Origin of the sequence: Profundicola chukchiensis (genome assembly GCF_029664245.1) — a bacterium.
Lineage (GTDB): Bacteria > Bacteroidota > Bacteroidia > Flavobacteriales > Weeksellaceae > Profundicola > Profundicola chukchiensis.
This window is the reverse complement of the sequence record NZ_JANAIE010000011.1, coordinates 1-11,083: the sequence shown is the minus strand read 5'-3', so window position 1 is coordinate 11,083 and position 11,083 is coordinate 1. Positions and strand designations below refer to the sequence as shown.

The following is an 11,083-nucleotide window of genomic DNA, read 5'->3' as shown; positions in this document are numbered from 1 at the left end:
TCTGGATAGGCTTCTTCTTCCTCTTCATAAGTATAGCTTTCTTCATCATCAAAATCGCTATAAGAACTAGCTGAAGACTCTTTACAAGCCGGTATACAGATGAATAGGAAGCAAACAAAAATTAACCTTAGCAAACTCATACCAGTTCTCCTTTAAAAGCCTTTTGTAACAAGCTATTGAACAATTCTTCGCTTTTTTCTAAGCTTTGTTGAGCTAAAGCTTTCTGGGCTTCTATAGCTTCAACACGTTCTGCGAATTGATTTTGAATTTCAATTGGGGGATAAAGTATTTTTAATTCTCTAACGTTTTTCAAACTTATATTAGCTCGAGCTCCCTCTACTTTATTTCCAATTAATCTTTCTTGAATTTGAGGAGTAATTATTTGATTTAAAACAAAAGCTGGATTTATTTTCTCAATATTAAGTTCGATTTTAGCTACTGCTTGATTTATATTTGCTGGTAAATACTTTCTCTCCATCAAAGCACCTCTTCCAATACTTGCCCCTACTAAGTTCACCAATAAATCATTTTCTTTAAGCTTCGAACGTTCTAATTTATCATGAAATTCTTCACTGACAAATTTATCTTTATCACAATCAAGAAAACCTAATCTTACATTTTCACTAGTTATAAATCTAACACCAGAATCTATATAATCAAATCCTTGCCATTTAGGTGATGAACCTTTAGTTACTATTATTGATATTTTCTCAATATTAATCTCATCCCATCCCTTTGGATTCATTACAGGATCCCCAAACATATCCAAAAACAGGCTTTGTGTTAGCTCGTCATATTTTTCGATGAGTTGTTGATCTAGTTGGCGCAGTTTATCGGCTTCATCTAGAATGGCCGCTATTTTCTTTTGGGTTTCTAATGGGGGAAGAGGGATTTTGAGTTCATCTATATGACCATTTTTAATATTATTTATATTAGCACCATTAACTATATTCTTAATATATCTTCTATAATTTTTTGATTGAAAATAATGTTTCAAATATCTAGAATCAATTGATTTTAGTGGTCTTACAACCTTACAAAAGGCCCCAAAAGAACCATTGTAATCCTCCTCTATATAACCATTTTTACCAATAACTTTTATACTACCTGTAGATGCAGTTAAAAGAATATCTCCTTTTCTTAAAAGTTGATTTTCTTTAATTAATTTTTCTGGAACATAAACTAAGTCATCAAAATTAATATTTGATTCCTCTATATTATTTGATCTTAACACAGGTAAATACCCGGTTTTAGGCTCTTTTATACTATCTCCTGATTTATATGAAACACCTCTAACTTGCTTTATATAATCTCCTAACGCAACTATCTTCATTTGTTAATTATATTTCCCAAATTAATTAATGCTTCTTTTCTTGATTTGTCAATCTCCTTTATTGCACCAATAATCACTTTTGGATCTTCATACTCAATCTCCTCATAGACAATCTCTTTATAACGGTTGATAGATAAATCCCAATCGTTTTCTTTAATCTCCTCCAGAGGCACCATAAAACTCTGATCGGTGCGTTCTCTATCGGCTTCGGCTTCTAAATTTTTAAAACGTTCTATGATGTCAGGTATATCATTCTCTTTAATCTCAGAACGCTTATCATCTAAACTATACCCATCGGCCTGCATATCATAAAACCAAACCTTATCTGTTCCGCCAGAATTGGTTTTGGTAAAGAATAAAATGGCCGTACTAACTCCAGCATAAGGTTTAAACACACCAGAAGGCATAGAAATAACGGCTTCTAGTTTTTGGTTGTTCACCAATTCTTCTCTAATGCTCTTGTGGGCTCTAGAACTACCAAACAAAACACCATCGGGTACAATTACAGCAGCTCGTCCTCCTACCTTTAGGGTACGCAACATTAAACTCAAAAACAGTAATTCTGTTTTCTTGGTTTTGGTGGTCTGCAACAAACTACTCTCTACTTCATCATAGTCCAAACTTCCTTTAAAAGGTGGATTGGCTAGAATTAGGGTGTATTCGTTTTCAATGCCAGCATTGGCCTCGCTCAAGGCATCTTTACCAATAAGCACAGGCGTTTCGATACCGTGCAATTGCAAGTTCATAGCTGCAATACGCAACATAGAAGGATCGAATTCGATACCGTTAAACATCTTATCGTTAAAGTGCTCTCTAAATGTTTTGTCATTAAACCAATCCTTGTGGTTATGATAAATATACTCACCCGCAGAAACTAGAAACCCTGCTGTACCACATGCTGGGTCGCAAATGATATCATCTTTTTTAGGCTGCGTCATTTCTACCATCATATTGATGATATGGCGCGGCGTACGGAACTGTCCGTTGGTACCTGCTTCGGCAATCTTAGAAAGCATGTATTCATATAAATCACCTTTGGTATCTCTGTTGTCTAGAGGTAGCTCATCTATCTGTTGCACCACTTTATCTAACAACTTAGGCGATTGAATCATAAAAATAGCCCCCTTCATAAACCTAGCAAACTCACCACCTTCAGCTCCGATGGTTTTCATAAAATCAAAAGCTGTAATGTCATTCAGTTCACGCTGTTGCTTGGTAAACAAATCAAACATGGTTTCTGGATCCTTATTTTTAAAGTTAGACCATCGCAATGGACTTTGCTCTTCGGTATAAATAGGCTTCTCAATCGGCACACCCAATAGGTTGGCCTTTTTTTCCATTAGAATCTGTTTGTCGTCTAATTGTTTTATGAAGATAAGATAGGTAAACTGCTCTACGACAGTTAATGGATTAGAAATACCTCCAGTCCAGAAGTCGTTCCATATTCTATCTATTTTACTTTTAGTTTCTCCAGTAATCATGTTTTAATGTTTTGGGTTTTAAATGTAATTCTTAAAAATCTCTTCGGCAAACTTTGGCAAGCATTCCCCCTACCCAAGCCTTAAAATATATGGGATAATAGACTGCGTAAGCACTACGACATCAGAAGATCTCACTAGTTCTAATACCGCATTACGCATTAAATCATCCAAATTTTAATTGAAATTTTAAGATAGTTTATCCTCTTCTATAGGCTCTTAAAGACCTTATTAGCAATGGATATCCCATCAACTTAAGACCTAACTATACATAGAAGATAAACGTGGCTAAATATAAGCAGACCAAGCATCATTAAAAAGTCCAAAATAGTCCAATTTGGGTGGAAAGATGATGGGATAGAAAAGGACGTCTATTTTTAAAATGAAATAGGTCCGTATGAAGCTTTTACATCTTTGGAATTTGTGTTTTAAATAAGGTGGTAAGGTTGAGTAGTCTCAGGCTTTACAATCTCACTCCAAGCAGAAAATTCTCACGGATTTTCGTAAGTAGGCGTGAACAAGCAATTACTTATAGCCATTGTTGTAGCCAGTTTTTTTATTCTTTATAAATGTATAATCTAATTTCGTTATAAGTCTTAAACTTAAATAGGTAAGCATTAATTCCGTTTGTTGATTTCCATTTAGTATCAATTCTACCAGAGTCTTCCTCTTGTTCTATGTCTAGTGGATTACCTAATAATTCGCTTACAGCTTTAACAATAAAGGCATATTTAGAATTAAATTTTTCATTTAAATCTGTTTTTATTTTTGGACTAATTCCAAAATTAGATTCTTGGAACGTTTCCCAATTGAATGAAACAACTTTAATGTTTTTATCGTCTTTTGTGAAGAAATAATTTGTTTTCCCGTCAAAATAGGGACATTCATAGCGTCGATAACTAATCGGGTTTCCAAATTTGAATCCTTTCTCATTTGGGTAAATACCTTCTCCGAGTGACCAAAAGTGTCCAAGTGAAACATCTATTGAATTAATCGTATTCTCATATTTCAACATTTTTCCAATCTCAATATCTTTGTTATTTTCAAATTCTGAAACAGTCAATTCAAGATGAGTTTTAAACTCTTGTTCTCCAAACTCAATATTTTTATCTGCATTCTTTATACAAGTTGAGTCTATTTTTGTCTCAAAATGAAATTGTTCAAAATTTTCTTTTGGAATGGTTTTGAACTTTACAAATTCGATTTTATCAATTTGATATGACCAATATTCTATTGATTTTACACCCTTAAAAAGGGTTGAAGTTGATGTTTTTTGAAGTTTTCTTTTTCTCGGCAGTTTGATTAGTAAATCGTAATCAATATAGTCCGTCAATCCACTTATCAAAACAAGCATAGAATTAATGTTATTCCCAAATTTCCCATTAGCAAAAACACCAACTATTTGATTATCCTTTGGTTTGGTTTTAATTATTGAATCAATTTTTGAATCGTCAATAATTCCATTAAAAGGTTTCTGGGAAACTATTTTAAAATTCAAGTTCTGTTCAATACTCTTAAATTCAATAGTGAATATCGTTCCGATTTCAACTTCTTGAGCAAAAGATGAAATTGATATTATCAAAAGTAAAAATATGATTAATCGTTTTTTCATTTTCTCAAATTGGCTACAACGTTTCTCGTGTATGAGCCGTTGCGTGGCTCGTCACGAACCATTAAAAGTACAAAACTCCGATGGAAAATCCGCGAGGATTTTCAGAAGTAGGCGAGAACAAGCAATTACTTATAGCCATTGTTGTGCTTAGTTATTTTTAAATTCAATTATAGTATTTCCAAATTCGATAGCTCCATTTCGTAGCTTCTCAAGTTTTATAAATTCCTCAAAATGCTTTCCTTGATTATTAAACTTTTTCTTTATGAATTTCTTTAAGATTTCACTTAGTATTTCTTGAACTTTTTTATTAAAATCTTCTATTAATTCATCTAATAAATATGTTTCAAAAATGTCTTGATTTTTTAATAATCGTATTTTCCCTCGTTGCAATTCAGGTCTTGATATTTCATAAACATCAAACTCTTTATTATTTACGTCTGTTGAATAATTCGTTGAATGCGCAGCAATTTTATTTCTAAGTTTTATGCAATCTAAATCTTTTAATTGATTTATTATTTCTTTCTCGGGTGATAAATGAAATAACTTAACTAAATTAATAAGAGCTAAATTTTGTTGATAAAAAGAGTTTAAAACTCCATATAAGCGCAAGTATTTTTCTCCAGTATTTTTGTGTCTAGAAGGTCCTTGTAAGCCGAATTTTTCGAAATCACTTTTAGCAAGTTCAGTATCCTCAAAAACATAGAAAGCGTTCATCAAAATATTCCAACCAAAATTTGTATCAAAACAAAAATATTTATTGGTAAATTCAATAAAATCATCATCTCCATTTTTGTTATTTTCTGCTAAATCACCTAAAATGGTTCTTAGAATTCCAATTTGCTTTTCTATTATTGATTCTTTCATTTTTCTAATTAAGCACAACGGTCTCGTGTATGAGTAGTAGCGGGTTTTTACTCATTAATTTTAGCACTGACCTTTGTTTTATGTTTAATCTTTCGTTTTATCACTTAAACCGCTATTACTTATACACATTGTTAGCAAACGTATTTATTTCTTGAAACTTTTTCATTCCTTGATAAGCAATGTATTTGCCATTCTTTTTAAGAAAAGCAGGCTTGACAATAAGAGAAAAAGGATAGTTTTCAATTTCCCAGTCAACACCTCCATTTGTTGAGTAAAGTAATTCGTGAGTTACACCAATGGGACCAACATTCTCAGGCTTATTGGAATCTATGAAGATTAAGCTATCTCTTACAAAAATTTGTCCTAAAGAATATTTTTGATATTGATTAAGACTTATTTCTGTTAAATTTTTATTAGACATTTTGAAGATTTTACTTGTTTCATTTTCCTTATCACTAACAGCAATGAAAAATTCATTTTTCTCATTAATAAATGTCGAGTAAATCCAATAATTTTTATCAAATGGTATTGTAGTTTCTTTATTCAATAAATAATCATATAAGATTACACCATCTGAATATGCTCCGCCTGAATTATATATCATATACATTTTTCCGTCTTTGACTTGAACTTTATAATTCTGAGAAGAATATGTTTTTATTGTATCTATTCTATTCGTAACCTTTAATAAAGATACTTTAGAGTTATTGCTTATAACTACAAATAGTCCATTGGAATCTAAATATTCGTAATCCCTCACATAATCGCCTTCCTCAAACTCTACGATTTGTTTCCATTCATTATCTTCTTTTTCGGAAACTACGATTTTACTATTCGTATATAATGATTGATTTAAAGCATAAGATTTATCTCCAAAGAATTTAATATCTCGAATTTCGCCTTCTTGGTTTAAATTAATTTTTTTCCAATTTTTCCCTCCATTATTGGTTTTATATAAAGCAGTTGAATCAGAATTAGAAATTAATTTTCCATTATCATCAAATTCGGTATAACTTATTCCACCACCTAAATATCCAATTGAGTCGGTTTTAAATTTCAATAAATCAAAACTCCCATTTTCAATCCCTTTTCCATTATGAATCGACCATTTTTCTTTGTCATAATTCGAGCAAGAAAACGATAGAATAACTATAAAAATTATGAAGATTGGGTTTTTCATATTTCTGTTCTCTTATGTTTGCTAATGTGTTTGTGTATGGTTAGTTGCGAGTTTAAGCACATAATTTAGCAAACTTTTACGAACCCGTGAAAATTCCGCAGGAATGTTCGTAAGTAAGCTGAAAAAAGCAATTAATTATACACGGTGTTGTAAGCAGTTTTTATTCCGCTCGAATTTACGTTCAATTTTTTTATTCAGTTCAGTCAATTTTATTTCAGATATAATTCTTTAAAATGCTCAAGTCGATTTCCAGGAATTATCATTTTCCAAATATCTTTTTTCGCAATGATATTTTTATCCGCAAGTCTTTTTCCGTCAGTATAAGTTCGGTAAATTAATGCGTAAAAAATTATTAGTCCAACGAATAAAGTTCCGTTAATCAAGTCAGATTTATTCAGCCAGAATAGAATTCCGAGTGGTGCCAAAATCAAAATGTAAAAGGTAAATAAGTTTTTCATTTTCGTTCTGTTTTAATTGCTTACAACATAGTTATAAACGAAGTTTTAATGGAATTATGGCTGTTATATTCACCTTGTGCGACATATCCATTATTTTTTCACTCCATCAAATATAGTATATTCAAATAAGCTTTCCAATTGACTTTTGGTTGCTAAATGGCTACTATCCATAAGCCCAATATCCTAATTTTTAATATCTGTTAAACGACCTACTTCTTCTAAAATGAATAGTAAATACTTTTCTAATGATTTATTTCTTTTGGTTTCCACTGGTTTTTACCTCTTAGTCTAACCTCAACTTAAGCACAATTCTTTCGAGGATATGCATATGATTAATTTTTCATCAAATGATTTACGAAAAAGATCTAGATGATTAAAACGATTTATACGCATCTTCAACAAAAAAGCTCAAGAGGTTTTCTAAAAAAGCTCAAAAGCTTTTTATAAAAAGTACAAGAGCTTTTTTCAAGAAGTTCAAGAGCTTTTTTTCAAACCAATTGATTAATCTGATAATCAATCCTTTAGATAATTCTATTTTTCTTTATAAATCCCTACCAATATGCTGCGAAATACTTTACTTTTCAGCTTATTATAAGGTTGCAATACACTAATTGGAAACAAAAAAACCTAACAATCGCTACGTCAAGCAACTGTTAGGCTTTTTATTATTATCTGTTGTTATCCTTATTTACTTTCCAATACAGAAAGAACCAAATATGGTTTCTAATATATCTTTATCTACATCTATCTCTCCTGTAATGCTTCCTAGGTGTTGAATAGCCAAACGTATATCTTGAGCTACTAAATCACTAGGAATATTCATTTCCATAGCATTTTCAATATCATGAATGGAGTCTAGCGTACTCTTTAGCGCATGTAAATGTCTGGTTTGAGTAATTACCATTTGATCATCTTGATGCCATGATTTTACAAATTCTGCTAAATTTTCAGCTAACTCATGCACACTTTCGGCTTGATGAGCTGAAATAGCTTGTTCGTTTACTGCTTCAAAATGTTGTTTCAACATCGCAATCACATCTCGACTTAAGAATTCCTCCTTGTGAGGATGTTTATCGATTTTGTTTTCAATTAAAAATAAATCAAGTTCTTTGTCAAACAAAGGCTTCAGCATTTCTATAATCTCCTCTTCTGTCGTGTCTTGTCGATCGTATAAGAATAAAACCATTTTAGACTTTAGCGCATTTTGAATAGAACGCTTAACGCCCATAGCTTCAATGGTATCGGTAGTCTCTCTAAGTCCAGCGGTATCTATCAATCTAAACTTGATACCGTTTAATATAATCACATCCTCTATGGTGTCTCGAGTCGTACCAGCAATATCAGAAACAATGGCTCTATCTTCTTTTAATAAAGCATTTAACAAAGATGATTTACCGGCATTGGGTTTACCCAAAATAGCAACCGGAACCCCTTGTTTTATAGCGTTTCCATAAGCAAAGGAATCAATAAGTGGCTGAATGTGTTGTTTTAATTTACTCAATAAATTCATTAGCCCCGTTCGATCCGCAAACTCTACATCTTCCCCAGAAAAGTCTAACTCCAGCTCTATCATCGCGGCAAAGTGAATCAACTCCTTGCGCAAAGCCTGTAAATCATTAGAAATTCCACCTCTCATTTGGTTCATCGCAATCTTATGAGATGCTTTAGAGTCAGATGCAATCAAGTCACCTACAGCTTCAGCCTGTGCCAAGTCTAATTTACCATTTTTGAAAGCACGCATGGTAAACTCTCCTGGATTAGCCATCCTTAAGCCTTTAGAAATAAAAAGGTCTATAATTCTTTGTTGAATGTACACCGAGCCATGACATGAGATTTCTACCACATCTTCTCCTGTATAGGAATGTGGATTTTTGAACAAGGAAACCAACACCTCATCTACAATTTCTTCGCCGTCCATGATTTTACCAAAGTGCAGGGTGTGCGAGGCAGATGCCGATAATTTCTTTCGTGTTTTGAAAAGAGCCTCTGTAGTTTCAATGGCTTGACTTCCCGAAATTCTGATGAGTGCAATGGCAGCTGAACTGTTGCCGGATGCAGGTGCTATAATTGTTTCTTCAAAATTCATAAATGCAAAGTTAGAACATTATTCGTCAATTTATGGCATTAAAAAAAGCCGCTGTTTCCAACGGCTTTCTTTAGCTAATTTTATCTTTAAATTAATCTCTGTCAATCACTTTATATAACTCAAAGTTAAGATACATAGAGTTATCTGGACCTAGATTTAAGGTGTTATAGTCTCGCCCAAAAGCTAAACGCGATGGAACAATAATGATTCCTTGGAAATCAACTGCAGGAAGAGCATCCACTGCTTTATCCTTAGAATTAAAATGTTTTAAACCATCTTGAATTCCTTCCATTTCATACCACTTTTTCTGAGCATTGTCTAAATTTGAAATGTCTTTGTAATAAAAAGAAGGGTCCCAAATAGGAAAACCTGTGGTATTAATGGTTGTAGAAATATTGCTAGGCAAAGTATAGTAAATAGAATCGTTTAGGCTTTTACCTTGAAATGCAGCCAATTCATATTGAATTAAAATACTGTCATTCGCCGGATTGGTAATCGCTCTTCCGTTAGCCTCAACACCAGGTCTTTTAACAAACCAATAACCAGACGGGTCCATTTGTGCTAACTCAGCTAATGGAGTTTCTTCGTCGTCGTTTGGAGAATCATCACGAAACCTAGTAACCTTTCCAACACTATTAAAATAATGGTCATTTAAGAATTTAACAATCGCTTGATCATCTATACTATTTTGTTGTTCCTGAGGCAATAAATTGACCCCATCATCATCACTTTTACAAGAAGATACCGAAACAAAAATTGTAAGTAATAGAACAGCTAAATATTGTAATTTCATATTTGTTTTAAATTTAAGGTGTGCAAGATACAAAGAATCTTATTTAATACAGACGACTAAGTGCTGCTTGGGTTGCTTTATTTTTTAAATAAACTTTAAACATCCTTCTAGGAAAGCTTAATTTATCTAATATTAACGTGTTAATTCAATGTTTATTGAATAAATCTTAAAGCTTATAAATTCGATTAGTTCTCTTATTTTCTTAAATTTACGCCATGAGAATTGATAAATTTTTGTGGTACGTCCGTTATTTCAAAACCCGAAGCATCGCCACCGACGAGGTGAAGAAAAATCGAGTTTGGGTAAATGATGAATTAGCAAAACCTGCGAAAGAAGTCTTGGTGGGCGACTTGGTTAAAGTTAGAAAAGACCAAATTATCTACACTTTTGAAGTGCTACAAATGCCCAAAAGCAGAATGGGCGCTAAGTTGGTTTCTCTCTACATCAAAGACAGAACCGACAAGGAACAAAAAGATTTATTAGAACTTAGAAGATCTTCTCAAAATTATTACCGCTCTAAGGGCGAAGGTAGACCTACCAAGAGAGACCGTAGGGATTTAGATGATTTTATGACAGATTTTGATGAGTTTTAATTTTCTCGTGAATCGCTGAAACTACCTCCTCTATACTCCTATTAGTTGTTGCTATACTCTCGTGTGCCATTTGATAAAATGCGTTGCGCTCAAATAGATGTTTGGCAATAAACTCCACAAGATCTTCGGGTGCTACGTGAGCAATCAATGGACGATCAACTTGGCCTTGGTTTAATCTTTCTGCCAAAGCCGTGGGACTGGCGTGTAAATAAAAACTCAAGCTATTTTTATTAATTAAATCCATATTATTATAAAAAGAGGGTGTTCCACCTCCGGTTGAAAGCACAAAACTTTTCTCACTCAAAACTTCCTTTAGAAGCTCATTTTCTAATTTTCGGAAATAAATTTCGCCTTTCTCAGAGAAAATCTCCTGAATCGACTTTCCTTCTCTGACTTCTATATATTCGTCTAAGTCTATGAATCCCAACCCCATAAGCTCAGCCAATTGTTTACCGACGCTTGTTTTTCCGCTGCCCATATAACCTACTAAAGAAACTTTCATATTGTAATGGATTAATTATCAATTTAATAAGATGAATCGCAAAGATAAAAAAGAAAAAAATTGCAAAATTATTTGGTGTGAAACAAAATCGTTTTATATTTGCAATCCGTTACGAAGAAAACAGTAACAGACTCGGTAGCTCAGTTGGTAGAGCACAACACTTTTAATGTTGGGGTCCTGGGTT

General features: G+C 32.7%; 10 protein-coding genes. 1 reads left to right on the top strand and 9 read right to left on the bottom strand.

Annotated elements, in window-relative coordinates:
* Positions 1 to 136: 136 nt before the first annotated feature.
* The 8 genes from NLM59_RS11485 to NLM59_RS11450 form a co-directional block, all read right to left on the bottom strand.
* Complete coding sequence (locus tag NLM59_RS11485; RefSeq protein WP_304417928.1) at positions 137 to 1,333, bottom strand: restriction endonuclease subunit S; 1,197 nt, start codon at positions 1,331 to 1,333, stop codon at positions 137 to 139.
* Positions 1,330 to 2,814, bottom strand: coding sequence for a type I restriction-modification system subunit M (locus NLM59_RS11480; protein WP_304417927.1), 1,485 nt, complete (start codon positions 2,812 to 2,814; stop codon positions 1,330 to 1,332). The genes NLM59_RS11485 and NLM59_RS11480 overlap by 4 nt, the downstream gene beginning before the upstream one ends.
* A gap of 553 nt (positions 2,815 to 3,367) precedes the next feature.
* Entirely contained in the window at positions 3,368 to 4,423 is a 1,056-nt protein-coding gene (locus tag NLM59_RS11475; RefSeq protein ID WP_304417926.1) for a hypothetical protein, read from the bottom strand.
* Between the two features lie 147 nt (positions 4,424 to 4,570).
* Positions 4,571 to 5,287: a hypothetical protein gene (locus NLM59_RS11470; RefSeq protein WP_304417925.1), complete on the bottom strand. Its 717-nt coding sequence runs from the start codon at positions 5,285 to 5,287 to the stop codon at positions 4,571 to 4,573.
* Between the two features lie 115 nt (positions 5,288 to 5,402).
* Entirely contained in the window at positions 5,403 to 6,467 is a 1,065-nt protein-coding gene (locus NLM59_RS11465) for a beta propeller repeat protein (RefSeq protein ID WP_304417924.1), read from the bottom strand.
* A 209-nt stretch (positions 6,468 to 6,676) separates the two neighbouring features.
* Positions 6,677 to 6,925 (bottom strand): hypothetical protein, encoded by a 249-nt coding sequence (locus tag NLM59_RS11460; RefSeq protein ID WP_304417923.1) that lies wholly within the window; start codon positions 6,923 to 6,925, stop codon positions 6,677 to 6,679.
* A 688-nt stretch (positions 6,926 to 7,613) separates the two neighbouring features.
* Positions 7,614 to 9,011, bottom strand: coding sequence for a tRNA uridine-5-carboxymethylaminomethyl(34) synthesis GTPase MnmE (gene mnmE / locus NLM59_RS11455; RefSeq protein WP_304417922.1), 1,398 nt, complete (start codon positions 9,009 to 9,011; stop codon positions 7,614 to 7,616).
* Positions 9,012 to 9,102: 91 nt separating this feature from the next.
* Entirely contained in the window at positions 9,103 to 9,804 is a 702-nt protein-coding gene (locus tag NLM59_RS11450) for a hypothetical protein (protein ID WP_304417921.1), read from the bottom strand.
* 215 nt (positions 9,805 to 10,019) lie between these two features.
* On the opposite strand from NLM59_RS11450, the gene NLM59_RS11445 reads away from it, so the two are divergent.
* The gene (locus NLM59_RS11445) at positions 10,020 to 10,397 is read left to right on the top strand and encodes an RNA-binding S4 domain-containing protein (RefSeq protein ID WP_304417920.1); all 378 of its coding nucleotides are present in this window, start codon (positions 10,020 to 10,022) and stop codon (positions 10,395 to 10,397) included.
* Here the strand turns inward: NLM59_RS11445 and NLM59_RS11440 are convergent.
* Complete coding sequence (locus tag NLM59_RS11440) at positions 10,372 to 10,899, bottom strand: shikimate kinase (protein WP_304417919.1); 528 nt, start codon at positions 10,897 to 10,899, stop codon at positions 10,372 to 10,374. The two genes, NLM59_RS11445 and NLM59_RS11440, sit on opposite strands and share 26 nt — an antisense overlap.
* Positions 10,900 to 11,083: the final 184 nt, after the last annotated feature.

What these genes read in the sequence shown, in the direction of transcription:
- NLM59_RS11460 (WP_304417923.1), bottom strand. Translation starts at nt 6,925, where the DNA reads ATGAAAAACTTATTTACCTTTTACATTTTGATTTTGGCACCACTCGGA.
- NLM59_RS11440 (WP_304417919.1), bottom strand. Translation starts at nt 10,899, where the DNA reads ATGAAAGTTTCTTTAGTAGGTTATATGGGCAGCGGAAAAACAAGCGTC.
- NLM59_RS11485 (WP_304417928.1), bottom strand. Translation starts at nt 1,333, where the DNA reads ATGAAGATAGTTGCGTTAGGAGATTATATAAAGCAAGTTAGAGGTGTT.
- NLM59_RS11450 (WP_304417921.1), bottom strand. Translation starts at nt 9,804, where the DNA reads ATGAAATTACAATATTTAGCTGTTCTATTACTTACAATTTTTGTTTCG.
- mnmE (WP_304417922.1), bottom strand. Translation starts at nt 9,011, where the DNA reads ATGAATTTTGAAGAAACAATTATAGCACCTGCATCCGGCAACAGTTCA.
- NLM59_RS11465 (WP_304417924.1), bottom strand. Translation starts at nt 6,467, where the DNA reads ATGAAAAACCCAATCTTCATAATTTTTATAGTTATTCTATCGTTTTCT.
- NLM59_RS11475 (WP_304417926.1), bottom strand. Translation starts at nt 4,423, where the DNA reads ATGAAAAAACGATTAATCATATTTTTACTTTTGATAATATCAATTTCA.
- NLM59_RS11480 (WP_304417927.1), bottom strand. Translation starts at nt 2,814, where the DNA reads ATGATTACTGGAGAAACTAAAAGTAAAATAGATAGAATATGGAACGAC.
- NLM59_RS11470 (WP_304417925.1), bottom strand. Translation starts at nt 5,287, where the DNA reads ATGAAAGAATCAATAATAGAAAAGCAAATTGGAATTCTAAGAACCATT.
- NLM59_RS11445 (WP_304417920.1), top strand. Translation starts at nt 10,020, where the DNA reads ATGAGAATTGATAAATTTTTGTGGTACGTCCGTTATTTCAAAACCCGA.